The sequence below is a fragment of the Pseudomonas sp. B20 genome (assembly GCF_020515755.1).
In the GTDB taxonomy this organism is placed as follows: Bacteria; Pseudomonadota; Gammaproteobacteria; order Pseudomonadales; family Pseudomonadaceae; genus Aquipseudomonas; species Aquipseudomonas syringae.
The window spans coordinates 110,187-136,046 of record NZ_JAHPJG010000004.1 but is presented as its reverse complement, the minus strand read 5'-3'; the positions used below and the strand labels follow the sequence as shown (position 1 = coordinate 136,046).

The window sequence follows — 25,860 nt, the reverse complement described above, 5'->3', positions numbered from 1 at the left end:
CAGATAGAAGGCATCGCTGCTGCCGCGTTCGCCACCATTCTCCGCGCATGGAATAATGGCGCAGTGACATGTGAACCACCCGACACCCTGGCGGTCAATGCTTTGTACCAGTCCGCTAGCGCTGACCGTACAAAAAAAAACGCTTCACACTGCCATTAACGAGGTATCTTTTCGTGCTGCGCGTTCTTACCTCCTTACCTCCGCATCAATGGCGTCGATGAGCACTGTGCATTCTATCGAACACTCTTCCGGACTGATCATCTGCGAGCACTGCGACTCGCTCTACGAAGCCCATCCTCTGCAGCCCGGCGAGGCGGCATTCTGCCTTCGCTGCGAAGCACTGCTCGGTCGCGGCCATCGGGTGACCATAGAACAGCTACTGGCATTGACCATCGCTGCAGCGATGCTGTTCGTATTCGCCAATCTGTTCCCGGTCATCAGCATCAATATGAAGGGCCTCTCCAACGAAGTGACGCTCTGGCAATCAGTTGAAGCCCTTGCTCAAGGGCGGATCACGATCATTGCACTGGTGGCCGGTCTTTCGATCATTTTTGCGCCCCTCTTGCAGATCGTTCTGCTGTTCTGGGTGCTGGTACACGCGCACAAGGGCATCGTGGCGCCCGGCTTCAGAACCTGCATGCGCGCGCTGGAGCACTTGCGCCCATGGAGCATGCTCGAAGTGTGTATGCTCGGCATTCTGGTGGCGATCATCAAACTGTCCGGGATGCTCGACGTACACCCCGGCGTCGGGCTCTGGGCCATGGCAATGCTCATGGTGCTAATCCTGCTGATCGCCAACAAGGATATCCGCCGGTTGTGGGACGAACTGGGAGTGCAGCCGCAATGAACGGCATCCCCTTCGCCCATGAACACAAGCTGTGCCTGTGCCACACCTGCGGTTATGCCTGCCAGGAGGACGCTACGCGGTGTCCGCGCTGTGATTCGCCGGTGCACAAACGCAAACCCAACAGCATCAGCCGTACCTGGGCCTATCTGATTGCCGCCCTGATTTTCTATATCCCGGCCAACGTGCTGCCGGTGATGTACACCAACCTGCTGGGCAACCGCAGCGAAAGCACCATCATGAGCGGCGTCATCGAGTTCTTCGAAAGCGGCTCGTGGGACATCGCCATTCTGATTTTCGTCGCCAGTGTTCTGGTCCCATGCATCAAGTTTCTGGTGCTGGGCATGCTGCTGATCACCTGCCAGCGGCGTAGCACCTGGGCGATGCGTGAGCGCGCGCGCCTGTACCGCTTCATTGAACTGATCGGCTACTGGTCGATGCTCGATGTGCTGGTTGTAGCCCTTGTGGCGTCTCTTGTTCAGTTTCGCGAGCTCAGCACTATCGAGCCGCGAATCGGTATTCTGTTTTTTGGCTTGGTAGTGGTGATGACGATGTTCGCCGCCATGAGTTTCGATCCCCGGCTTATCTGGGACGCAGAGGTTGAAGATGTCTGACAGTACCCTCCCCCCGCCAGCTTCAGTGCCACGCCCTGAAGTCAAACGTCGTCGCCTGCGTGTCTCGCTGATCTGGCTGGTGCCGATCGTTGCCGCGATCATTGGCATATCCATGGCCTTGCATGACTGGATGAACATCGGTCCCAGAATCACTGTCAGCTTTCTGACAGCCGAAGGTCTGGAAGCCAACAAGACCCAGGTCAAATACAAGAACGTGGTCATCGGCATGGTCACGGATATCAGCCTCAGTGACGACCGCACGCATGTGCTGGCCACCATCGAGCTGAACACCAGCGCTGCTCCGTTCACACGGGTCGACAGCCAGTTCTGGGTCGTGCGCCCGCGCATCGGCGCACATGGGGTTTCGGGTGTAGACACGCTGCTTTCGGGTGCCTTCATCGGCGCCGACGCCGGCAGCGCCGAGGAAACCAAGAGCAGCTTCACCGGCCTGGAAACGCCGCCGCCGGTGACCTTCGGTGAAAAAGGCAAGCGCTTCACCCTGCACACCGACGATCTGGGCTCACTGGACATCGGTTCACCGATCTACTTCCGACGCATTCAGGTCGGTCAGGTGGTGGCTTACGATCTTTCCAAGGACGGCCGCGGCGTCGACATCCAGATTTTCATCAATGCTCCGAACGATCAGTACATCACCACTGACACACGCTTCTGGAACGCCAGCGGTGTCGACATCACCGTCGGCGCGTCAGGGGTCAAGGTCAATACGCAGTCGCTGACCTCGATCATTTCCGGCGGGATCGCGTTTCGTGAGCCGAACTGGAGCCCGGACTCGAAGCCGGCGGACGAGAACGCAGAATTCAAGATATTCGATGACCAGACCACGGCGATGGCACCTCCCGACGGCGAGCCACGCTACATCCGCATGCGCTTCAATCAATCGCTTCGCGGCCTGACGGTCAATGCGGCGGTGGACTTCCTCGGGGTCAATATCGGCAAGGTGGTATCGGTCGATCTGGATTACGATCCGGCCACCAAGACCTTCCCCGGCATCGTTGGCGCAGTGATCTATCCCAAGCGCCTGGGGGCGGCCGAGTCCAAGCTCAAGGAACTCGGCGGTTCGGGTGATGAAGAAGAACAGTCTGCCCGGGTATTGGGTGCCTTCGTGGCCAATGGTCTTCGCGCTCAGGTGCGTAACGGCAACCTGCTGACCGGCCAGCTGTACATCGCCATGGAGTTCGATCCAAAGGCGCCAAAGGTCGCGTTCAACGCCAAGGCCCGACCGCTGGAGATTCCGACCGTGCCGGGCAGCTTCGACAAGCTGCAGGAGCAACTGCAGGCATTCGTCGAGAAACTCAGCAACTTGCCGATCGACCAGTTGGCGGGCAACCTCAACGGCACCCTCAGCGAATTGCAGAAAACCCTCAAGCAGGTCAACAGCAGCGTGTTGCCGCAGATGCGTGGCACCTTGCAGCAGGCCGAGAAAACCCTGGGAACTGCCAACGACTCGTTTGCCGAAGATTCACCCGCGCGTCAGCAACTGGGCCAGGCCATGGATGAAGTGCAACGTACCGCGCGTTCGGTGCGGGTCCTCACCGACTTCCTCAGCCGCCATCCGGAATCGCTGATTCGTGGCCGCACGGGCGACGCAGCGCCACGTTCGTTCAACGCCCCGTCCTCGTCCCGAGCCATTGATCCGGAGCCAAAACAATGACCTTGCGCCTGAAACTGATGGTACTTGCCGCAGCGGTGGGCCTGGGTGCCTGCACATCGACCCAGACCCACTACTACACGCTGATCGCGCCGATGAGCGCGACCAGCACGGCCGCCGGCAAACCCATGCCGTTCCAGTTCGAGATGCTGCCGGTGATCATGCCGGTACAGGTCGACCAGCCGCCGCTGGTGGTTCGCCAGGGTAACGGCAGCCTGGCCATTCTGGACACCGAACGCTGGGGATCACCACTGGGCGACGAGTTTCACGATGCGCTGACCCCGCAGCTGGAGCACCGCTTCGGCAGCCGCGACATGGCCGGTTTGCCGAAAAACAGTGATCAGCCGACGCTGTCGATCCGCACCGACGTGCGGCGTTTCGAGTCGATGCCCGGCAACTACGCCCTCATTGATGTGGTGTGGACACTCGGGCTTCGCGATGCTGGCGCCACCGCGGGCAGTAAACGGCGGAGCCTGACCTGCAGCAGCGTGATCCGCGAGCAGGCAGGTGAAGGCATGGAAAATCTCATCATTGCCCACCAGAAAGCAGTTGCCCGGCTGGCAGACAAGATCGCTGCAACGGCCACGAACTGGATAGCACAGCCCTCCTCGCACTGCCTGTAAACCTTGCGGGAGGTCTACGCAAAAGACCTCCCGATTTCGTCCCCTTCAGCCTGAAACCCTTGTGCCAGCCGCATGGACGCCGCTGCTCAAAGCGTTCAATTCGGTACAAAAATGTATCTCCCTACCGGATTCCTACGTACACTCCGCCATCTGTCTGGTACGTTAGTACCTGATTGGACCGAACACTCAACTCCTCGCCCTTGCAGGGATGTCTGATCAGTCGACGCCAGAAACGCTTGTTAACCCTGACTGTAGCGGTGCACAGTTTATCGAGGACAAACGGATGACAGGGATCGGACCACGGCTTAAAAAGGAACGTTTGCGCCTCAAGCTTTCGCAAAGTGCACTGGGCGCGATAGGTGGCGTGGAAACCAATGCCCAGGGCAACTACGAAAATGGCGTCCGCTTTCCCCGTGCAGATTATCTGTCCAGCATTTCGAATGCCGGAGTGGATGTTGCCTATGTGGTCACCGGCCTCAGTGCTACGCGTAATGTCCCCGCTGTCATAACGTCGGACAGCCACAGCTTTGGACCGCTCAACCGCGTCGTCGAACGCTTGCACGGCAACCTGCACGACGTGACCCAGAACCTTTACCTGTTCACCCGTTTGGTGGAATCCTGCTCAAGACCGGACTTTCAGGAACACATTGAACTGGAAAGCATCAAGAAAGAGGCCGAAGAGATTACACTCGCCACCGTGCGTTTGATCTACAAGACCTCACGTCTTACATGATCATTGGGTCGACCACTTGAAAGGCAGACCCCGCCTGTTTCACTGCATTCTTTACTCTGCACTGCGAGCTGACTGACGCGGATGACAAAGGCGTTCGACTGCACTGACTAAACCGTCCTGACAATCTTGAATACCCCACCGGTGAAAACCAACAGCCTCGCAACGCCCCCCACAGCACAAACGATCCTGATCTAAAGATCAGATGACGTGAGCAGATATAGCCTGTAATGCCGCTTGAGATTAAAAGCAATATGACTTCATTGTTCAAAATTTGAGCGTTGAATCCGCCGCTTCAGGTCAACTGTTTCGCATTCTGATTGATGGCAATAAGCCGCTCGTTGTTCAAGAAAAGCGAACGACAATGAACCTTGATTCCGGCCGCCTATTCAAGACAGTCAATCTACAACTAATACACCGTCACACCTCCCACCAGTAAAATACGCGCCTTTTATAAGAGCGTGCGACACGGTAGTTGTCGTACAACCCACGCAAACTGAAACAGTGAGCGCAGCACTGCGCGTACACGACCATGAGAATGTGATTTGAATTAATAAAATTAACTTACGTGGAGGCTCTAAAAAAAAACGAAATATTTTTTATTTGAAAACAACACCTTACACCTTCAATGTTAATTTTTGATGACATAAGGGGTTGCAGGCGAAGTCCGTATCGTCTAATTTTTTTTCAACCTGATTAATGAACAGCCGCCAACTTTTTTGCTGAAACACCTAGCAGCCTATTCGGCACGGTTATTGTGATTCGCCCTTCAAGGCATCGAATCCGAGTTAGCAAAGTAGCGACCGACCTGCGGCATTCGCTACGTTGAAATGGAGTTCCCATGAGCACTAACACCAGCCACTTTTTAAATTTTTATTTACCGACAAGAATCATATTCCAGGCCAATGCCTTGTGCACGGTTCGGCAGCGACTTGCATCGGCTGACAAAAAGAAAGCCTTGCTTATCATGACCCAAGGCAGCCACCAGCGCGTGCCCGTCATCAACGAGTTGCTCAATCAAACAGGTGAACCCGAGCTGATACCTTATGTGCTGGATCGCTCATTCAAAGCATCGACTGAAGAGCTCCAGACAGTCAAAGCGTTCCTGAAGCAGGATAACTACGACGCCATCGTTTCTATCGGCGGGGGCAATGTTCTCGACTTTGCCAAGGTCGTCGCTATTTGTCTGGACGAACACGTCGATATCACCACCGTCGTGGGCAGTACCTTTGAAAAGGTTACTGGCCGACTTTTTCATATTGCCATTCCTACGACATTTGGCACAGGCTCGGAAGTCACCAAAGGCGCCATCATTCATGACGTTGAACGTGGTATCAAAGATGGCGTGCGCGGCGATGCCCTCTTTCCGGACGAAGCACTGATCGACCCTGAGCTGGGCAAGACGTTGCCTGATAACGTTCTGAGAGAAACAGTGTTTGACAGTTTTACCCATGCCTTCGAAGCCACTCAGGCAGTCAAGCGCAACCGGTTGATGGAGAGCATCGCTCATGAAGCGCTGATCACGATCAACAGAAGCGTTGCCCGTTATGCCGCACATCACTTTGATAATGAGTTTTACCATGACATTGCCTATGGGGCATTACTGGGCGGGCTCTGTGTAGCCCATGTCGGAACGTGCCTGCCTCATCGCTTCGAGCAGGCTTTTGCCCCCCTCTACACGCTGTCTCATGGCGCAGGTCTCGCCGCGTTCTATCCCAAATGGGTGGCGCTCCTGGACGAACATAACGTTGCTCAGCGCCTGCCGCAGTCGGTTAACCAGTTCGACTCGCTTAGTGATTATGTCAACCACCTCTTGCGCGACCTGCGACTTGACCAGTTACAGGATACGTTAAAAGAAACTTCCCTATCGGCGGCGAGCGTGGCATCCCGAATAACGGGGAATACTGCGAACGATCCACTGGTCCATCAACTGGGCAGCGCAATGACAACACAACTTCTGCAACAGATCACAGGACATTAATCATGCATTATTCTCTGATATGTACAGAAAAGGGCAAGCAGCACTATGCTCCCGAGTTATCGGAACCCGTGCCGTGTGACTTTCTGCGCTTGGAAGTTAACTATGCGACCATTTGTGGCTCTGATTACATGGTCTTGCAAGGCACTCATCCATATAAAAAATACCCCGCGATTTTGGGACACGAGTTGGTTGGCAAGGTGGTTCAAAACAGTGAGAACTCTCGTTTTCAGTGTGGCGAACTGGTCACTGCGCTGTCCTACGGCTCATGCGGACGCTGCGATTACTGTCAAAAGCGATTGACCAATCATTGTATTGAGAAGATCACCTATAACACCGCAGGCAGTAGTGGTGCATTTAGTCGGCATATGGACGTGCATGAAAGCTCACTGGTTGCAGTCCCTGAGGACGCGGCGCCACATGACTTCGTGCTCGCCGAACCGCTGAGCATCGTGTTACATGCCCTGCAAAAGGTGAGTGTTCAGGCATTTGATAACGTTCTGGTCATCGGTGCCGGTGCCATGGGGCTGCTCAGCGCTATTGTTTGCCGAGAAGTACATGACGTTTCGAACGTGACATTGCTTGAGACCCATCCGTCTCGCGGGGCGTTTGCCAAGTCGTTGGGTTTTCTCAACGCAGCGCAGTTCGGAGATATTCCGCAGAACAGCGTAGACCTGATTATCGTTGCGGGCGGCAATGCTCTGGATTTCGACCAGGCGTTATCACGCTTGAACATCGGCGGAACGTTAGTGCTAATTTCCTACTTCGACACCCCCAGTCAGTTGGATATGAATACGATTGTCCGCAAGGAGATCAGGCTGGCAGGATCATTTCTTAGCACCCTTGATGATCTGAACAGTGCCGTTGAAATGATCAAACACTCACAGCAGGCGGCGTCGTTGCTAAGCAAGGTAGTTGTTGAACATATTTCCTTCGCGCAGCTAAAGGATTTCATGCAGCGTACAGACACCATCGGAAAAACCATCGTTGCGTCACCAGGAGTCATCTCATGACACTTAAAGCCGTCGTCATTGGAGCCACTGGCTGGACGGGTGCTGAAATCATTCGCCTGCTCGACATGCATCCACAAGTAGAAGATATCTATGCAGTCTCTCGTGAGCCTGATATTTCGCTGGAGTCCATACACCCTAACCTGACCGGCATCAATAAAAAAACGCTGCAGTTAAATCAATTGAACGACGTAGAGGCTGATTGTGCCTTCATTTCCTTACCGTCCGGCGCGGCGCATGACGTGGCCTTGCAATTGAGCAAAACCAGGACGCGAATCATCGACCTGGGTGCAGATTTTCGGTTTTCGGCGCCACGACAGTTTGAAACGATCTACGGCAAACCTCATGGTGCACCCGCTTTGCAACCGCAGTTTACCTACGGGTATGTGGAAGAATATAAAGACCGGATAAGCGACAGTCGCTATGTCGCCAACCCTGGCTGCTATGTCAATGCTGCGCTCTGTGGTCTCGTGCCTTTGATCAAAGCCAATATGGTCGATACGCGAAGCATTTTCATCAGCGCCGTCAATGGCACATCAGGCGCCGGCAATAGCGGAATGAAAGAGCTTTTACATTACAACATGTTTGCCAACATGCTGGCGTATTCACTCAATGGGCATCGTCATACCGCCGAGATCAAGAATATCATTCATGCGACCACCGGTGCGGACGCTGAAGTTTCCATGGTCACGTCGCACGGTAATTTCACCCGCGGCATATTCATGGTTCAGGCGATGAAACTGGCACCCGGTATCTCATTGGACCGCCAGAAAATTCTGGATTATCTGCACACCTATTATCAAGACAACCCTTTTATCTTCGTCACCGGTCAACACCAGCAATCAAAAGGCATTGAAAAAAATTACGGCCTCTACCCGCAGCTGTCAAAGGTTATAGGCTCTAACGCCTGCCACCTGTCAGTGGACATTGTTCCTGAAACCCGAGAACTCCGAATTGTCAGTGTCATTGATAACCTGGTGAAAGGGGCTGCGGGAACCGCCATTCAAAACATGAACATCATGATGGGCTTTGATCAAACAACAGGATTGAGCAGCTATGGCCTCTAAACTTGACGTACTCATTGTCGACCCTATTCACAGCCACTTGAAGGCGTATCTGAACAGCCATCATAACGTGACTGTCAAATCCCCTATTAGCAGAAAGGAGCTGCTTGAATGCATCGAGGATGTTGACCTTTTGGTGCTTCGCAGTGGTGCTCAGGTGGACCGCGAACTGCTGGAGCGTGGTAAACGGCTATCAACGATCGTTCGTGCGGGTACAGGCACCGATAATATCGATCTCAATGCCGTTCAGCAGAGAGGCATCGACTTTTATAACACACCCAGTACCAACGCAAGGTCGGTGGCCGAGTTGAGCTTCGGGCTCATGCATTGTCTTTACCGTCATATAAAAAGAGCAAGCGTGGAGATAGAGAAAAACCTCTGGAACAAGAAAGCTTTTCAGGGATTTGAATTATCGGACAAGACACTGGGCCTGGTGGGCTTTGGCAGCATTGGTCAAAACATTGCAAGCATTGCCAAAGGCTATGGAATGAGCGTGCACTGCAAGGCGCAATATTATTCGCAAGAGCGCGCTTCGGCACTACAGCTTCACTCCATTTTCCTGCATGAAGAGCTTGATACGCTTCTCTCGGCCAGTGATATCGTTGTTGTTTGCTGTCCTTACGGGGAGCAGACCAAAAATCTGATTGCCCGCCATAACCTGCCGCGCCTCAAAAGCTCTTCCATTCTGATCAATGTGGCGCGCGGAGGCGTTGTCTGCGAAGAGGACCTTTACCACACCTTGGCGAGTCGACAACTCTATGCCGCCGCCAGTGACGTGTTTGTAAACGAGCGTCAGCCTTCCCCCCTGTTCACGCTCGATAACTTCGTCGGAACACCTCATATCGGCGCCATGACTCACGAATCGCAGAAAAAGATAGCGGAACTGATCATCGATTATCTGGAAGAAAAAAAGCTGACTCATTACCCACCGAGCGCCGATCTCGCGACCTATGCGGTCGGCCATATTTAAGTGCACAACAACCACTGTTAAAAAGGATGTCGATCATGAGTATTCAAGCGAAATTACTGGCTAACGAAAAAACCCAGTTCATGGAAGCCCATAATGGGCTCAGTGCCAAAATTGTCGAGCAAACCGGTTTCGAAGCCATCTGGGCATCAGGGTTATCAATGAGCGCCTCCATGGGGCTTTCTGACCGTAACGAGGCGTCCTGGTCGCAAGTATTGAATGTGCTGGAGCAAATGTCAGATAACGTTGATATTCCCATTTTGGTGGACGGCGACTCCGGATTCGGTAACTACATCAATGTGATTCGTTTCGTGAAGAAGCTTAAACAGATTGGTGTCCACGCCGTGTGTATTGAAGACAAGCTTTTTCCGAAAACCAACTCCTTTATTGGTGAACATCAAGACCTGGCACCCATACACGAGTTCAGTAACAAGATAAAAGCAGCGAAAGATACAGGGGGAAGCGCATTCACAGTCGTCGCGCGCGTGGAAGCGCTCATCTCCGGAAAGTCGATGGAGGAAGCGCTTGAGCGAGCACACGCCTACAGAGAAGCCGGCGCCGATGCGATACTCATCCACTCCAAGAAAAAAGAGGCGCATGAGGTCTTTGAGTTCGCGACACGTTGGGCAGGCAAATCTCCCATTTTTGCGGTACCCACCAAATACTACCGAACTGATTACAGCGAGTTCGTTCGTCACGGCGTCAACAACCTGATCTGGGCAAACCACCTCATACGCAGTTCCATACGTAGCATGAAAGAGACGGCGCAGAAGATTTATCAGGAAAAATCCCTGGTCAATATAGAAAATACGGTGTCGTCGCTTGAGGAGCTGTTCTCACTGACCAACGAACGATACATGGACGAGCTGGAAAGTCTTTATAACAAAACCACGCGCTGAGTGCGGATCAAACAGTCCTTTCAGTTTATCCACTCTTGCGTTGTTGTTATAACCGTACAACGTTGTATAACGCCTCTCTACCCGGCTGTCGCACAGGACACGCCTATTGGAGTTCCATATGATTAATATCGCTATTATCGGTGGTGGGCCCAATGGTATGTATTTTCTGAATGGAATTTACAGCCTGCTCAAGAATCGTAATGATCAACCGGTCAGCATCTCGCTGTTCGACAAATATGGAAACTTTGGTTCGGGGTGGGCACACTCACCGAATCAAGCCAAAACCAGCATGTTGAATCGTATAGTGGGCCAACTGTCATTCGCTCCGGACGGTACCAATACCGAACACACGCTGCTGCCTGCCTGCCCGCGGATTACCTTCAGCGACTGGCTGCAGAGAAAATACAGAGAAACACATGATCAGCGTTACAAAAAATCAGCGGACGAATTCCCGACGCGTGAGCTATATGGCGAATCGTTGTGTGAGATTTTCCGCGAGCTGGTTTCTGACCTGCAGGATGCCGGCGTAGAGGTCAAGCTTCTTACCGAGAATGTAGTGAGCGTCACCAAGACCGGCGAGAGACGTTATCAGGTGGTGACCGAAAAAAACACGATACCAGACGCTTTCGATCTGGTAATGCTTGCCACAGGGCACCAGGAATCCCACGATAACTTTACGCTCGCACCGGTCCTCAAGAAACATATTGAGTATCATAATTTTGCTTATCCTCTGTTCGACGTTCCGGAATGGAAAAGCAAGCGTATCGGCGTTATTGGCATGGGCCTTACCGCAATCGATACCCTTCTTTACTACACCGAAAACAAGGGCGGCACGTTTTACAGAGAAGACGGGCAATTACGTTATCGTCCATCGGGCAATGAGCCCAAACGCCTGTTTGCACTCAGCCGTTCGGGCTACTTCACCTACAGCCGGCCGCATAATCTCAAGGAAGTAGACCTCGCCAAATACGAACATACGGGCTATTTCTATACGCGTGCGCTGGTGGATGCGTTGCGTGATCGGCTGGGATCTCCAGCGCATACCGAAAGCTCCCGGGACAATCATCGCCATCAACTGGATTTCGATGTGCACGTGTTTCCTGTGCTCATGCTGGAACTTCAGCTGTGTTACTACCGAATATTGTTCGGACCGGAATTGTTGCGCGTCATGGTGGAGAAAAGCGTTCCCTTGGTTGATGCCTTCATTGCCGGACACAATCAGCATAACAGGCAAAAAGAAACAGCGATTGCCTGGCTTACCCGAGCAGTAGAAAACATTGCCCATGAAGCCGTCTTTAAAGTCAGTCGTTTTCTGCACGAGGGTACCGCATCAACCATAGAAGGTATTCCGATCGAAACGCTGGTGAATAGATATATTGAGGTGCTGTACGGCCAGCAGCCCAGTTCCGAACTGTCTACCTTCGAGGCCGCACAACAGGCACTGGCCCGTCCAAGCCCCTGGGGGCACAGCAGCGCACCCGAGGCACACCTGTTCAATTGGGACTTTATCGTCGATCCCATAACGCATATGGATTTCCCGACGTCGACACCGTGGCGTGAAAGGCTGCTCAGTTTCATGACATGGGACCGACTGCAGTCCGAGCAAGGCAACCTCGATAATCCTTACAAGGGTGCCTGCGACGATGTATTTCGCGATTTGCGTCAGACGGTGGTATACGCCGTGGATTTCGGCGGTATCACACCCGCCTCTTACAATCGAATGTTGAAGGATTTTTATGCCGTCCATAACCGGGCAGCCAATGGCAACTGTATTGAACTGATGGAGAAAATCGAAGCGCTCATTACGGCTGACATTATCGACGTTACCTACGCCAAGGCCAATATTCAAATTGATAATGACGTGGTGTGGCTTCATAGCCTGAGCGACCCGGGAGCGTTCACCACGCTCGATGTCATGATTGACGCCAAACTACATAATTTTGATATCAAGAAAGCTAAAAACCCTCTTTTCGCCAATCTGGTAGAGCAAGGGATTGCGTCTTATTGGGTTCACAAGGATTGCCACGGCGTTGAGGTAGCCTTGTCGGGGTTCAATATCACCCGGGAGTTTCAGTTTATTAATTCGCACGGCAAGAAGGAACGGGTTTTTTGCGTGGGCCAGCCGTCCGAAGGCATCATGTTTTTTCAAAATGGCTCTATCAGACCCAATGTCAATCACCACGTCGCCAATGACATTCTCTCGTGCCTGAATGCAGTCAACCGAGAGTTGCTGGATCTTGCGATCAGCGCGTCAACGAATAAAAAGCCGTCGCTGACTTTGCCCTGAGGGCTGACCAAGGCGATCAGAAAGACCGAACGCCTTGGTATTCGCCTCTCCACGGACCGCTAATTTTTAACCTTTTTTAGTGCGAGACTTAATATGTACATGTATCCCTTCTCCGAATATAAGGCTGATGTGCCCAAGGTCATCTCCGGGCAGGGCGTCTGGCTTTTCGATGAACAAGGCAACGGCTACATCGACGCCTCTTCGGGTCCAATGACTGTCAACCTGGGGCATTGTCACCCTACTATTATCAACGCGATGCAACGTCAGGTCGAACGCCTTCATTTTGCCTATCGGCTACACTTTCGCAGTGATGAGGCCGAACAGCTGGCAGCTCGCCTGGTCGAGTTATCGGACGATAACAAAGGTTACGCCTTCTTTCTAAACGGTGGCTCCGAAGCATCCGAAGCCGCTTATCGTATTGCTTTGGACCACTATCGCTATCAAGGGAAAGACCAAAAAAATGTGGCGCTGGGTCGACGTATTACTAATCACGGCAATACCATCCAGTCGCTGGAGTACGGTGATGACAGAGCGCGAAAGGTCAATCTGCTCGGCAGCGCCATTGACCCGAGTATCAGTGAAGTAAAACTTCCTCCCTGTTATTGCCTTCACTGCCCCATGGGCAAAGCGCCGCAGAACTGCCAGCTGGAATGCGTAACCGAATCACTGGACATTATTGATCGCTTCGGCGCTGATCGCATTGCCTGCATCTTCATAGAACCGGTTACCGCTTCTTCCGGCGGCGCGCTGGTTCCTCATGAACGCTACATGCGCGAACTGAAAGCCGGCCTTGTGGAGCGCGATATCCTTCTGATTGCCGATGAGATCGTCACGGGGCTCGGACGCACCGGTGAATGGTTCAACATGAAAACCTGGGACACGGAGGCTGATATCACTATTGTCGGCAAGGGACTGGGTGCAGGGTTTACGCCAATATCAGGTTTGCTGGTTTCGCGGAGCATTGGGAAACAACTTGCCAGCCACAATCCGCCCCATTTCATTGGGCATACCTACTCTGGAAATCCGTTATCCACGGGCATCGCACTGTCCGTGCTGAACACGGTCGAGCACGAGGTAGGATTGCAGGCGATCAGACACAAAGGTCGTTACCTCAGGGAAACACTTGTAGAACGGCTGAGCAATCTTCCCTGCATTGCCGACATTCGTGGCCAAGGGCTTCTTTGGGCGGTGGAGACAACCCTGAACAGAAGTCTGGCGCAGAAATTCATCCATTGTGGCCATGAGCATGGAATCAATCTGTATGCCTGTCGTTCATCGGGAAAGGATGGGCAGGCACTGACGTTCCTGTTTACTCCACCGTTCATCATTACCGAAGGCGAAATTGATGAATTGGTTGACCGATTCAGAAAAGTATTCGACCACGCCCTATGAGTACACAACCTGCTCTCCTCTACAGTGCTGGCATCAATATCAACCCGGGTGTGCACGAGCACCCCAGGATTGATGAAGATGTTTCCTCGCTGATACCGCTGCTCTCGAATGAACGGCGGATCATCATTCTGAATCACCAGGGGGACTTCAAAAAAGGTACAGCGCAACAGACACCGTGGCTCGCAACGCTGCTGGCCCGGAGACTGGGCCGGCCAGTGGCTTATCTGGAAGATTGCGTAGGCCAGAAATCACTCGAATATGCACGCCGCATGGCACCAGGCTCGATAGCCCTGTTCAGCAACACTCGTCTTTACCCGCAAGAACAGAACAACGACAGGGATTTTGCACGACAGTTGGCCGCACTGGGAAGCAGCCTGGTGATCGGAGGCTTTTGCAAATTACACCGCAAAAATGCTTCCAATGATGCAATAAAAGAGTTTTTACCCTGGCAGTATTCGCACGGGGTGGAGAGCCAGCTTCGCGCTCTTCAGCACCTGTATGAAACGCTCTACAGGCGGCAACGAACTCTCTTGCTGCTGGGCGGCAATAAAGTAGAGAAAGTCGACTTTTTGGTGTCACACCAACAGCGTCTGAACGTGCATGCAATTATTGCAGGAGGCGCAGTGTTGAATAGCGTGCTCCACGCACTGGGCCTTCCGATAGGTCGCTCGATTTACTACCCACTGACGCTTCCCCACGACGTGTTGCGCAAGATTCATTTGCCGGAGCTGCTGCTGGTAGAGAGTGAGCGTGGTGCCGTTGTACCGCGTGCCCTTCAGGCCGTGAAAGCAGATGACAACATTATCGACTTCGTCATCGACGAACGTATTTTTAATGAGATTGAACGCACACCCGAAAAGTTTTCATTCTTCGCTGCGGGCCCTCTCAGTACGACGGCAAGTCAACATTCGCACCGCTGCTATCGTCGACTGGAACAAGCGGGCGTGAAGGGCTTATTCATGGGGGGCGATACACTTACCGAGGTGAAGACATTTTCCAGCCTTTCCTCGGGTGGCGGCGCCGCCTTACAGTTTTTCTCGTCATCAGGCGCTCTTCCCTCCTGCAAGGAGCACTCATGAGCAGACCTCCGGTCATCGCCGCCAGTCTGATGCGTGTCCATAGGCATTGTGCTCAGGAACTGCTCGGGACGCTGTTGATTCGTCTGGTGTATTTCATCGCTTACCCCTATATGGTCATTATTTTCGAGCAGCAGTTCTCGCTTAATCAACTTGAGTCCGGCGCCCTGCTGTTCACCGCGACCCTGTCCGCATTCTTTGCGACCCAGCTTGCCGGAAACGCTATCGATGCGGGCAACTTGAGGACGGCACTGGTGGTGTCGAGCCTGGTTCTGGCTTCAGCCATTGCCATGCTCATGACACTGAAGCTGACCGTCGTTGTAATAGGGCTCATGGGACTTACTATCTCTACCCGCACCCTGGAGATGGGTTTCAAGGTCAACCTCAGCGACCGTGCGCCGAATGAGGTTATCGAAATGGCACACAGCGCACGTTACTACTACGTCAACATAGGCGGTGCAATTGCGCCGGCACTGGTAGCGCTTGCCGGCATCCACAACCGCGATGTGCTGCTTTATGGTTGCCTGGCCTGTGCGTTCATCATTACGTTGTACGCCTGCCTGAATGTTTTTCCGGGCATAAAGAAAAAACAACGTATCGCACTGACGGCAGGGCTTCAGGTCATTTTCCAGGACAAGACTTTTCTGGCACTGTGCGCCTTCTGCGTGCTCTGTTATCTGGTGATACACAGCAACGATATCGTTCTGTTGATGCTATTGAACAGTCAGTTCCCCCCCACGCACGCCATCCAGCTCTATGCAACCCTTCAGATCATCAATACGGTGATGGTTGTGTTCATGTACTTCAGTATCAACCAGGCGCTTCAACGCCTCACTCTGAGACAGCGAATATTTCTCGCGCTGAGTCTGTTGATCGTTAGCCAGGTCATTGTGTTCTCCTGCTCTCTGGACTCTTACGCTGCCCTGCTGCCCTACGCAATCCTGCTCAAGCTGGGGGAACTGATCGTGATCTCAACCACTAATTTCACGATGGAGCTACTCACGCCCGTACGCTACAAAGGCGCTTACTTCTCTTTCTTTTATATTTACATGCTCGGCATGGCATGTGCCCCGCTGCTGGGAGGCCTGTTCGTCTATGCTGACCATGGCAACCTGTATTTTCTACTGCTGTCAGGCTTTCTGATCGGCTGCTTTTATATCTTCAATCAGGTCTGTGCGTCAGGCCGACTTGCTGACTCTGGAGCGTGTTATGACCCCCCGTCCCATTGAACAATTTCACCACTGGTGGAACGAAGTCAAAAGTACCCACGCACTTGAGCACCCAGGGGCCATGTGCGTATCAACAACGGATGAAAACGGCTTCCCCAACGCACGTTTTGTAGACTTGAAGTCAGTCGACGAAGAAGGCTTTGTTTTCTGTACTTTTCTCGACTCGCAAAAAGGCAATGAACTTCAGCGCAATCCGAAGGTGGCGCTGACGTTCTGGTGGGAGCGTCCAGGTTACCAGGTCAGAGTCAAAGGGATATCCAGTCCGGTCGCCAAGGAAAAAGCCGAGGTGTATTGGCAGTCGCGCTCCAGAAGTGCACAGCTGACGACCATCAGCTGCCAGCAGAGCCAGCCGCTTTCGTCAGAGCAAGAGATGTTGGAAAAATTCCAGAACATGAAAAAAGTAATCGGGGATAACCCCATACACAAACCCGAAAACTGGGGAGCATTTATAGTGCGCCCTGTGACGATAGAATTTCTTACGTTCAGGGAGAGTCGACTGCACCTGCGCGAATGCTATACCGAGACCCCACAGGGCTGGGAGAAAAAACTGCTGCAGCCATGAAAGTCCATGGACACGTGCGGCGTCGAACACCATGGCGCCCCAGATCAGAGTCACGGGTGGCTCCAGATACAACTACAGCTAGAGCCACACGAGGGGCAGACATTGAATGGAAGCACCCGTGGCTTGCCCCCTACCCGCCCCAATAAACCTTGAAATTCAGGACAGAACGAATAGCAATGGCAAGCCAATCACGCTCATAAAAAATTCGGTTATGAGCGATAGCGCCCTGATACCTCAGGCTGACAGGACAAGAGATCGTCAAACGTTATAGCTTTTATTCCGAGACGGAGATACTGCTCTGCCGCGTCTCTAGTCAGATCGCGCTTTAGCTTCATCCACCCACTAAGGGTTTTGCCGATCCCGTCGTCAGAGGCAAGGTGCCAGAACTGGTTGACGTCTTCAGCGGAGTAAGGATTGTGGAATGACAGTACCAGTGACATGCGACGTCCCTCAACCACTGGCTCTACACCATGGAACAATCTGCTGCCGTGGATGAATAACGAATCGCCAGTACTGACGAGGTCTGCCTTTCTGACAAACGCCTGTTGAGGCTCCCCCTTCTGAAAGGTATCAACCGTGCCTTCATGACAAAGAAAATTACCGCCCTCAAACTCGTCCGCCTCTGACATCAGAATATTCAAGACAAAAGAGGTACCGTCAGTGTGCCACATACCGACCTGTTCTTTCTGGTTGGGTGCGTGGCGCGGATAGTAGTAATTAACCTGTGAGCGTGCATTGACCAGCGGGTAAGGAACAAGGGGAACGCCGGCGATGCGCGAAACAGCCAACAGGAATGCCCGGCTATTCATCATGTCATCGATAAACTTCGAATATTGCGTGGCCCCGCGCGTGCGTTTGGTAATGATCCAGTCACGCTCTTCTGAATAACACTCCAAGGCCATGCAATCATGTCGCAAAGCCAGGACCGCTTCATCGGCCAACCATTGGCGCAGGCGAGCTATGGCGGTCATACGTTCCGGCGCAATGCCTCCAAAAAAGGAGTTTTTATACCCGAGATCAGCGAGCGTTCTGGCATCTCGAACCCAGTCACTTCCGACCTCAACGAATCGATCATCCCACATCAACGACACCGTCTCATTTACAGGCAGCCGCTTGGGTGAGGGTGTGAAGGACGTTTTCAATGCCACCCTGGCACGGCGCAGACCTTGTGCGAAAACCGGCAATGCATAGGGGCTGTCATTCACTGGATGACACTCCCTGCATCACGTCCCGGCTTTTTCAGGCGGGAAAGTTGGTAGACGACGCTGGCGTCTCCAGTCATGAACTCGTCAATCACCTCCAAGCCCTGGTATTGACGAATGGCGCGAAATTGCTCCAGGGTGTATTTCAGACAGATATTGGTGATCAAATAACCGGGGACGCCGTCCCGTGTGCCTGGCTGCAGGGTAACGGCTGCATAAAGCTCGCGCCCCAGAACAGGAAGTGTCAATAACGTTACAATATGGTCCCCCGCCGTTTGAAAATCCTGGAGTTGACTAACCAGTATCGAGAAGGCGACCATGCAGTCGTTTTGATAAAAATCATAAATATGTTTGTTATGGCCTTCGATATAAAGCTGCATTTCCGAAACGACATAGGTCGTGCTGTCGCTTAAATTCCGTATCAGCTCGCCGATGACCGTCGGGAGTTCGTTGCCCTCTTGAAAACCAAGCATAGTGATTAACGTCAGGTCTTGCTTTCTGTCGATGTCAGATCGGCAAAGGTGATGATAATTGGCCGCCACATAATGAAAATTATTCTCATTATCGAGTAATGGTGCAATAGCATTTTTCATTGAACGCTCTGAAGTCTCATTGATGTCGACTGCTGTATAGAGCAATATGCCTGACGCTTGAGTCCTTAAAGCCTTGACCAAATGAGCAGTTTTTATAGGCTCTGGACCGAGCTCCACGTAGTGCACCTTTTTCCCTTGGGCCAATGCAGACACGTGTTCACCGAACGCAGCGAGGGTATCTTTTAGAGAGCCTTGACCCTGGATTCCGCTACAAAGACCACGAGTGAAAATACCTTCATGATTGAGGTGACGCATGAGTGAGAAGATCTCTTTGCTGACTAGCTTACTTCGCAATCCCGAGGCGCGCTGCAGCTCAAGTGTCGAGTACTTCTCCTCGTTCTCGACACTCCATATGTGTGCCGACTCGAATCCCTTATGCCTACTCAACGCCCTTATTACCAACTCACTGATAGACATAACTATTTCCAGACTCCATGGAGATTAACCGCCAAACATGGCTAGCAAACCTATAGTAACGCCGATAATTTGTCGATTTGAATGATCAAAATTTATAATTAAAAGGAATTGAATTATGGCGCGCGCACTTGACGTTGATGTATTAAGAACTTTTCATGCGGTGGCGCGATTTGGCCGGTTCAAAGATGCGGCAGGTTATGTCAACCGGAGCCCTTCTGCCGTGACGACGCAAATTCAAAAGCTTGAAGAACTGGTAGGGCAACGTCTTTTCAATCGCAACAACCAACTGGTCGAACTTACGCAGTTTGGTCGACGCTTACTGGCTGATACGACCGAATTTCTGCTAAGCCACGACCGTTTACTGGCGTCCCTGTCGCCACAACTGCTCAAAGGAAAGCTGAGACTGGGGGTGCCAGACTCTTATGCCGCCGGCGTGATGACAGACCTGCTGCCGGTATTTGTAATGAGTAATCCTTCACTGCAACTGGAGGTGGAGGCACGCTCGAGCGGGGAGCTATTCAGCCTCTTCTCGCGACATTTACTGGATATCACCTTGGTGGTTTCTCCGCAACGCCTGAGCCAAGGCGAATTGATATGTACGACCTCGCCTTGCTGGGTTGCCTCTCGAGAGTTCAAATACGATCCTGATATGCCATTGCCAATCGCAGTGCAGTTACAGGGCTGCCCCTATCGTGACGCAGCCATTGATGCCCTCAGGAAGGTAGGGCTACCCCATCGTGTTCTGCTCGAAAGTGCAAGTTCTCCAGCGCTTGACGCTACCATCCGCAGTGGCTTGGCCATCGGGCTGATGGAGACTGGTATGCTGAACGACAGTCTGACCGCGAACATCGAAGGAGTGCTTTTACCCGCCCTGCCCAAACACTATATTTACCTCTTGAGCGACGCTGACAATCCGGGCGCCATGTATCTGCAAGGGCTACTCACGCGCACTTTCAAACGCTGACCTCCATGCGCCTGCGCGCGCATCTCAATGCTCACTCGGAATGTAGAAATACAAGTATCTCCGCCCCGAAAGTTGACTACACCCCACGCTTTCGGGTCGAGCCTCCTCAGATCGACCGGTAATACGACCGCCAACCCGATGTGATCTCGATCACCTGTCAGAATGATTGTCATACCGCAAACGCCTTGTCCCTGAGTTTGTCCATCACCAACGCAATAAATGCCGACACCGCCGGCGGCAGATGTTGTCGGCTGGGATAAAGCACATGCAGACCATGACTGGTGCGCTGGTACTGCGTCAGTACCGGCACCAGTCGGCCATCCCGCAGATCCGAGCGGATCAGCGTCGCAGGCAACAACGCGATACCAAGCCCGGCGAGGGTTGCCTTGCGCAGCGCCTGCGCGGTGTTGGCATTGAACCGGCTGGCAATGTGTACCTCATGCATCTTCGTGTCCGGACCGAGTAGCCGCCATGCCGTGACGCCGCCGCGATGCGCTGCACTGACACAGTAATGACTGTGCAGGCTCTGCAGGGAATCAGGCATGCCATGAACGGCAATATAAGCAGGACTGGCGACCATCGTGTCATGGCCTTCATCAATCAGTTGCCGCCCTACGTACCCAGAGTCCTGCAAAGGACCACCCCGAAAGGCGATGTCCAGCCGGTCAGCGATCAGGTCGGCGTGATCATCACTGAGCACGAACTCCAGTTGAACACGCGGGTAACGGGCAAGAAAACCGGCCACCCAGTCCATCGAGAAAAAGTCGAAGAAATCAGCCATCGCTGCGATACGCACCAGGGCACTTGGCTCATCGCGCCCAGATGCAAGCTGCTCTGCGGCTTCCATTACCCCGTCGACCGCGCCCACGCATCGGTCGTAGAACTCCTCTCCAGCCTGAGTGAGCACCAGCTTGCGCGTCGATCGCTGCAACAGTCGCGTGTCCAGTTGCATTTCCAGTTGCTGAACCCTGCGGCTGATCGTATTGGACGGCATGCCCAAATGCCTTGCTGCCTGGGCAAAACTGCCGCTGCGCACCACCTGCACGAACAGCGCAACATCGTTGAGATCGAACGCCACGCCATGATTCCTCTTATTTATGGATCAGTCCAAGCCAACTATACCGGCTAATCAAGCAATGTATTGACGCTTATTCTTTGCGCTCAGGCATCAAGGCCCAGAGGAGAACGCCATGAACAGCATCGTCAGCATTCGGCCACGCGCCATCGTCCATCGCACTACCGGCAGAACCCGCGGGCCGATCACCCGACTGGTGAGCCCGGGCGATCTGGGTCAATTGTTGAAGCCTTTCGTGTTTCTCGATCGAATCGGCTTCACGTCCGAGCCGGAAAAAACGGGATTCGGCATGCACCCGCATTCGGGTATCGCGACGCTGACCTACATGATCGAAGGCGAACTCACCTATGAAGACACCACCGGCAAATCCGGAGTACTGCTCAGCGGCGGTGTGGAATGGATGAGCGCCGGCAATGGCGTCTGGCATGACGCCCAGCCAGTAAACGGTTCGGCTGTGAGGGGCTTTCAGCTATGGGTCGCACTGCCCGCCGCGCAGGAAAATGGCCCGGCACAAAGTGTGTACCTGTCGGCAGCGCAGGTTGCGCAACAAGGCCCGGCAAACGTGCTGCTGGGACGCTATGGCAGCGCAAAAAGCAGCCTGCCAGCACCGGAAGGCATGAATTATCTCGCAGTACAGCTCAAGGATGGCGAGCACTGGCGCTACACACCACCCGCAGGCCATAGCGTGGGCTGGCTGGCAGTCAACACCGGACAGCTCGACGCGGGCGGCCCGGTCGGCGCGGGTGAGCTGGTGATTTTCGAGGAATCGGATCGCCCCATCGACATCGTCGCCAAGGGTGATACCCACTTCGTGCTGGGATCGGCAGTCAAGCACCCGCACGACCTGGTCACAGGCTACTACTCGGTACACACCAGCAAGGCAGCGCTCATTCAGGGCGAGCTGGAGATAGAGCGAATCGGCGCATTGCTGCGCGAACAAGGCAGGCTCTGACTGCACAGCACGGCATTGCGCTACGCCACGCTATCAAGCTCGGCAAGCAGCTCAGGCGCGATGACCAGTTCACTGGCATTAAGGTTTTCGCGCAGATGAGCCAGCGAGGACGTACCGGGAATGAGCAGAATATTCGCTGCGCGCTGCAGCAACCACGCCAGGGCGACACACAGTGGCGAAGCATTCAGGCGACCAGCCACTCGGGTCAGGATTTGCGATTGCAGGGGTGAAAATCCGCCCATCGGGAAGAACGGTACATAGGCAATGCCCTGCTCGCCCAGCTCTGCAATCAGCGCTTCGTCAGTGCGGTGGGAAAGGTTGTAATGATTCTGTACACAAACAATGTCAGCGATTTCCTGCGCCTGTCTGACTTGTCTTGCAGTGACGTTACTCACCCCAAGGTGCCGGATCAAACCCTGGCGCTGCAAGTCGGCCAGCACGGTCAAGGGTTCTTCGATGGATCCTTCTGCCGGCGAGTGCTGGTCTCCCCATGCCCGAAAGTTGACGACATCAAGCACATCGAGGCCGAGGTTGTTCAGATTGTCATGCACCGCCCCGGTCAACTGCGCCGGGCTGAACGCAGGATTCCATGAAGCATCCGGGCCACGTACCGCGCCAACCTTGGTGACGATCAGCAGGTCCTGTGCATAAGGATGCAGTGCCTCACGAATCAGCTTATTGGTGACATGCGGGCCGTAGAAGTCTGCCGTATCGATATGGTTAACCCCCAGCGCGAGGGCTTCACGCAATACCGCAACGGCTGCCTGGGGGTCTTTCGCAGGGCCGAACACGCCAGGCCCTGCCAGTTGCATCGCCCCATAGCCCATGCGATTGACGCGATGGCTGCCCAACAGAAATGTACCCGCCTTGCTTGCATGACTCATTGTGTGCCCCTTGATCCCGATATGTGAACCTCACTATAGGCATTGAGCACTGCGCTGATAATCAGGTGTAATCGGCACAACCTGTACGGCTCACAGAACACTGAACAGGACGGAATGGGGAAGGAAGAATGACTACCGATATTCAGGACCTGCTGGCATTCGTCGCAGTGGTCAATGCCGGAGGGTTTCGCGAGGCAGCGCGGACCAGCGGCAAATCTGCATCGAGCCTGAGCGACGCCATACGCCGAATGGAGGCGCGGCTTGGGGTGAGGCTACTCAACCGCACCACCCGCAGCGTGGCCCCGACCGAGGCTGGTGCCAAGCTCATGGAGCGCATCGTGCCCGCGCTTGGCGCGGTGGAGTCGGCCCTGGATGTGGTCAACGACTTTCGTGATCGCCCGTCAGGAACGTTGAGATTGAACGTCCCCGTCAGCGCCGCCAGGCTGGTGCTGCCGTCGATCATCACGCCATTCCTGCAAACCTACCCCGACATTCGCCTGGAGGTGGTCACCGAGGAAAGCTTTGTCGATATGCTCGCCGCCTGCTGTGATGCGGGCATCCGCTACGATGAACGACTGGAGCAGGACATGATTGCCGTCCCCATCGGCCCGAGATTCCAGCGCTTTGCCACGGCCGCGTCACCCGCGTACCTGAACGCCAGAGGACGTCCTGTGCACCCGAAAGACTTGCTGGAGCACGCCTGCCTGCGAGGCAAATTCCCCAGCGGGGTAATACCGCTGTGGGAATACGAGCGCGGTGGTGAAACCGTCAAGGTCGACCCGGCAGGCCCGTTGACCGTCAGAATAGGCGGAGCCTTTGATCTGACGGTGCAGGCCGCCATCGACGGGCTGGGTGTTGTCCACCTGTTCGAGGACTGGTTACAGCCTCATCTGGACAGCGGCGCACTGGAACCGATACTTGAGCCCTGGTGGCAGCGCTTCACCGGGCCGTATCTGTACTATCCAGGACGCCGCTACCTGCCCTCGCCACTCAGGGCCTTCATCGACTTTATCAATGCCCGCGACATCAGCCCATAGCCGCAATCGGGCCTACGCCATGACGCGCCGGTGCTGCCATGGCGAACAACTCATCAACCCGTCTGGCCTCCTCCGCACTTGGCTTGATTGCAATGGCGCACGCGACAAAAATGCCCGCATTGAAGATCAGGCCGATGATGCCGCTGGTCAAAGAACCCAGAGCCGGAATGTCATCGGGGTAGATGGTGGTCAGCACAATCGCGATCACAATGCCCACCAGCATGCCGGCAATCGCGCCTTGCTTGTTGCCACGACGGCTGAAGACCCCGAAGAACAGCGGCACGGCCAGCTGGATGATGCCCTGATAGGAAATCTGCGCCAGCAATTGCAGGCGGGCGTAGTCGAAGGTCAGGTAGGCCAGCAATGAGGCCGCCGCAATGAACACCACCATGCCGACCTTGGCGAGAATGGTCTTCTCGCGATCACTGCGTGGCTTGCTCCAAGTCGCCAGGTCATTGGCAAACTGCGTACCGCACACCTGCACGCAGCCGTCGACATGGCCGATACTGGCCGCCAGTACGATCATGATTGCCACGCCAAGCAGCCATGGCCCGCCGATATCGAACAACGACAGGAACCAGCCGTGTTGCGGATGAGCCGCGACATTCGGGTCCTGGCTGATTGCTGCGGCGAAGAGCATCAGAATGCCGTAGAAGCCGCCGACCAGCAGGATGGTCAGCAGCGTGCCCTTCTTCACCGAGCGCACGCCGCTGGCGGTATAGATGCGTTGAAAGCTCATCGGCCAGCACATCGAGCCGATCACGCCGGTAAAGATCAGGCTGAACATGTACATCGGGCCATAGGTACTGCCTGCTCCGCCGGGGATTACCAGCATGCTGGCGGGCAGCTGCGACAGGTTGCTGAACGAGGCCTGCACGCCGAACAGCAGGAAGATGCACAGCGCAGCGCACAGTACATAGGCGATCAGCCCCTGATACATGTCGGTCATGATCAGGCCGCGCATGCCCATGCTCACCGTCCAGTACTGACGAATCAGGATCACCGCCACGCCGACCAACAGGCAGGTGGTCACGCCCCAACGACCGAAGCTGGCGAACTGGAAAAGCGTCGCGAGGGCCTGAATCCCCATCACCACCCAGGGGAATACCGAGATGATGCCGATGATCGAAGCAATGCGTTTGACCACGGGACTGTTGAAGCGCATGCCCAGCAAATCCGGTTGGGTGGTCAGGTTGAAGCGCTTGCCCCAGGTCCAGGCACGATTGGCCATCAGGTACATCGCGGTCACGCCCAGCGTGGCGTAAACCATGCCGTAAAAGCCCAGCGCGCCACCGACCGACAAGGCGAAAAACGCCGTGAACGTTGCGCCCGGCCACCAGGAGTTGGTGTAGCACATGGCGATGAACCACGGCCCGTAAGAGCGACCGCCCACCGCGTAATCGGAAAAGCTCTCGCTCTTGCGGTTCGTCGCGTACAGCACCGCAATCATGCCCGCCAGAAATACACCGATCAGGCCGAAGGTGATGTAAAGATCCGAAACCATAGTCGTACTGATCATTGCCCGTCCCCCTCTTGTGGAATTTCACCCAGCAGCGACTCGACCACGTAGAGCATCCACAGGCCCAGCCCCATGAGCACCGCGATCAGAATCCAGTAGAAGATCGGCAGCGGAATGCCCAGCACCAGCACGGCGCTGCCGCTGACCTTGAGGTAAAACGGCGGAAACAGCGCCATCATCAACAGCGCGAAGAAGTACAGGCCAAACACCAGATTCTTCAGGCGGCCGGGGGTAGAAAGGGACGGAACGTTACTCATGGAGTGCTCCTTGAAT

The 25,860-nt window shown here is 54.3% G+C and carries 24 protein-coding genes; 18 read left to right on the top strand and 6 right to left on the bottom strand.

Going from position 1 to position 25,860, the window contains the following annotated elements; genetic code table 11:
- The first annotated feature begins 217 nt into the window (after positions 1-217).
- The 15 genes from LIX91_RS05690 (at position 218) to pdxH (ending at position 16,944) form a co-directional block, all read left to right on the top strand.
- Positions 218-847 (top strand): paraquat-inducible protein A, encoded by a 630-nt coding sequence (locus tag LIX91_RS05690; protein WP_003411359.1) that lies wholly within the window; start codon positions 218-220, stop codon positions 845-847.
- A complete protein-coding gene (locus tag LIX91_RS05685) occupies positions 844-1,458 on the top strand; it encodes a paraquat-inducible protein A (protein WP_003315385.1) in 615 nt (204 codons plus the stop codon). Before LIX91_RS05690 ends, LIX91_RS05685 begins: the two co-directional genes overlap by 4 nt.
- A complete protein-coding gene (locus LIX91_RS05680) occupies positions 1,451-3,130 on the top strand; it encodes an intermembrane transport protein PqiB (RefSeq protein ID WP_100072949.1) in 1,680 nt (559 codons plus the stop codon). Before LIX91_RS05685 ends, LIX91_RS05680 begins: the two co-directional genes overlap by 8 nt.
- Positions 3,127-3,750, top strand: a complete 624-nt coding sequence (locus LIX91_RS05675) for a membrane integrity-associated transporter subunit PqiC (RefSeq protein WP_226488111.1) — start codon at positions 3,127-3,129, stop codon at positions 3,748-3,750. Before LIX91_RS05680 ends, LIX91_RS05675 begins: the two co-directional genes overlap by 4 nt.
- Positions 3,751-4,033: 283 nt before the next feature.
- On the top strand, positions 4,034-4,483 hold the full coding sequence (locus tag LIX91_RS05670; protein WP_032702950.1) for a helix-turn-helix domain-containing protein: 450 nt from the start codon (positions 4,034-4,036) through the stop codon (positions 4,481-4,483).
- An 838-nt stretch (positions 4,484-5,321) separates the two neighbouring features.
- Positions 5,322-6,461, top strand: coding sequence for an iron-containing alcohol dehydrogenase family protein (locus tag LIX91_RS05665; protein ID WP_226488110.1), 1,140 nt, complete (start codon positions 5,322-5,324; stop codon positions 6,459-6,461).
- A 2-nt stretch (positions 6,462-6,463) separates the two neighbouring features.
- On the top strand, positions 6,464-7,471 hold the full coding sequence (locus LIX91_RS05660) for a zinc-dependent alcohol dehydrogenase (RefSeq protein ID WP_226488109.1): 1,008 nt from the start codon (positions 6,464-6,466) through the stop codon (positions 7,469-7,471).
- Entirely contained in the window at positions 7,468-8,535 is a 1,068-nt protein-coding gene (gene argC, locus LIX91_RS05655) for an N-acetyl-gamma-glutamyl-phosphate reductase (protein WP_103695616.1), read from the top strand. The genes LIX91_RS05660 and argC overlap by 4 nt, the downstream gene beginning before the upstream one ends.
- Positions 8,525-9,502 carry an NAD(P)-dependent oxidoreductase gene (locus LIX91_RS05650; RefSeq protein WP_003417404.1) on the top strand — a complete coding sequence of 326 codons (978 nt, stop codon included), beginning with the start codon at positions 8,525-8,527 and terminating at the stop codon, positions 9,500-9,502. The genes argC and LIX91_RS05650 overlap by 11 nt, the downstream gene beginning before the upstream one ends.
- Before the next feature lie 35 nt (positions 9,503-9,537).
- The gene (aepX, locus tag LIX91_RS05645; protein ID WP_003417406.1) at positions 9,538-10,398 is read left to right on the top strand and encodes a phosphoenolpyruvate mutase; all 861 of its coding nucleotides are present in this window, start codon (positions 9,538-9,540) and stop codon (positions 10,396-10,398) included.
- 118 nt (positions 10,399-10,516) lie between these two features.
- Positions 10,517-12,685, top strand: coding sequence for an FAD/NAD(P)-binding protein (locus LIX91_RS05640; RefSeq protein ID WP_032702952.1), 2,169 nt, complete (start codon positions 10,517-10,519; stop codon positions 12,683-12,685).
- A gap of 93 nt (positions 12,686-12,778) precedes the next feature.
- Positions 12,779-14,077, top strand: coding sequence for an aspartate aminotransferase family protein (locus LIX91_RS05635; RefSeq protein ID WP_080052568.1), 1,299 nt, complete (start codon positions 12,779-12,781; stop codon positions 14,075-14,077).
- Positions 14,074-15,156, top strand: coding sequence for a phosphoglycerate kinase (pgk, locus tag LIX91_RS05630; protein WP_003417417.1), 1,083 nt, complete (start codon positions 14,074-14,076; stop codon positions 15,154-15,156). Before LIX91_RS05635 ends, pgk begins: the two co-directional genes overlap by 4 nt.
- On the top strand, positions 15,153-16,382 hold the full coding sequence (locus tag LIX91_RS05625; protein WP_003417420.1) for an MFS transporter: 1,230 nt from the start codon (positions 15,153-15,155) through the stop codon (positions 16,380-16,382). The genes pgk and LIX91_RS05625 overlap by 4 nt, the downstream gene beginning before the upstream one ends.
- Complete coding sequence (gene pdxH / locus LIX91_RS05620) at positions 16,363-16,944, top strand: pyridoxamine 5'-phosphate oxidase (RefSeq protein WP_226488108.1); 582 nt, start codon at positions 16,363-16,365, stop codon at positions 16,942-16,944. Before LIX91_RS05625 ends, pdxH begins: the two co-directional genes overlap by 20 nt.
- A 209-nt stretch (positions 16,945-17,153) precedes the next feature.
- On the opposite strand, the gene LIX91_RS05615 is transcribed toward pdxH, so the two are convergent.
- Together LIX91_RS05615 and LIX91_RS05610 are read right to left on the bottom strand one after the other, a co-directional pair.
- Positions 17,154-18,149, bottom strand: a complete 996-nt coding sequence (locus tag LIX91_RS05615) for a 2OG-Fe(II) oxygenase (RefSeq protein WP_226488107.1) — start codon at positions 18,147-18,149, stop codon at positions 17,154-17,156.
- Complete coding sequence (locus LIX91_RS05610; protein WP_226488106.1) at positions 18,146-19,156, bottom strand: hypothetical protein; 1,011 nt, start codon at positions 19,154-19,156, stop codon at positions 18,146-18,148. The genes LIX91_RS05615 and LIX91_RS05610 overlap by 4 nt, the downstream gene beginning before the upstream one ends.
- Positions 19,157-19,271: 115 nt before the next feature.
- On the opposite strand from LIX91_RS05610, the gene LIX91_RS05605 reads away from it, so the two are divergent.
- Positions 19,272-20,120, top strand: coding sequence for a LysR substrate-binding domain-containing protein (locus LIX91_RS05605; protein ID WP_226488105.1), 849 nt, complete (start codon positions 19,272-19,274; stop codon positions 20,118-20,120).
- Between the two features lie 169 nt (positions 20,121-20,289).
- Here LIX91_RS05605 and LIX91_RS05600 read toward each other — a convergent pair whose 3' ends face one another.
- Positions 20,290-21,198 carry a LysR family transcriptional regulator gene (locus LIX91_RS05600; protein ID WP_226488104.1) on the bottom strand — a complete coding sequence of 303 codons (909 nt, stop codon included), beginning with the start codon at positions 21,196-21,198 and terminating at the stop codon, positions 20,290-20,292.
- A gap of 112 nt (positions 21,199-21,310) precedes the next feature.
- On the opposite strand from LIX91_RS05600, the gene LIX91_RS05595 reads away from it, so the two are divergent.
- Positions 21,311-22,147: a pirin family protein gene (locus LIX91_RS05595; RefSeq protein WP_226488103.1), complete on the top strand. Its 837-nt coding sequence runs from the start codon at positions 21,311-21,313 to the stop codon at positions 22,145-22,147.
- A gap of 20 nt (positions 22,148-22,167) precedes the next feature.
- Here the strand turns inward: LIX91_RS05595 and LIX91_RS05590 are convergent, their stop codons facing one another.
- Entirely contained in the window at positions 22,168-23,031 is an 864-nt protein-coding gene (locus tag LIX91_RS05590) for an aldo/keto reductase family oxidoreductase (protein WP_003417432.1), read from the bottom strand.
- 128 nt (positions 23,032-23,159) lie between these two features.
- Between LIX91_RS05590 and LIX91_RS05585 the strand changes: the two genes are divergently transcribed.
- Positions 23,160-24,068: a LysR family transcriptional regulator gene (locus LIX91_RS05585; protein ID WP_226488102.1), complete on the top strand. Its 909-nt coding sequence runs from the start codon at positions 23,160-23,162 to the stop codon at positions 24,066-24,068.
- On the opposite strand, the gene LIX91_RS05580 is transcribed toward LIX91_RS05585, so the two are convergent.
- Together LIX91_RS05580 and LIX91_RS05575 are read right to left on the bottom strand one after the other, a co-directional pair.
- Positions 24,058-25,587: a sodium:solute symporter gene (locus tag LIX91_RS05580; protein WP_226488101.1), complete on the bottom strand. Its 1,530-nt coding sequence runs from the start codon at positions 25,585-25,587 to the stop codon at positions 24,058-24,060. The two genes, LIX91_RS05585 and LIX91_RS05580, sit on opposite strands and share 11 nt — an antisense overlap.
- Positions 25,584-25,844 (bottom strand): hypothetical protein, encoded by a 261-nt coding sequence (locus LIX91_RS05575; RefSeq protein ID WP_003315392.1) that lies wholly within the window; start codon positions 25,842-25,844, stop codon positions 25,584-25,586. Before LIX91_RS05575 ends, LIX91_RS05580 begins: the two co-directional genes overlap by 4 nt.
- Between the last annotated feature and the right edge of the window lie 16 nt (positions 25,845-25,860).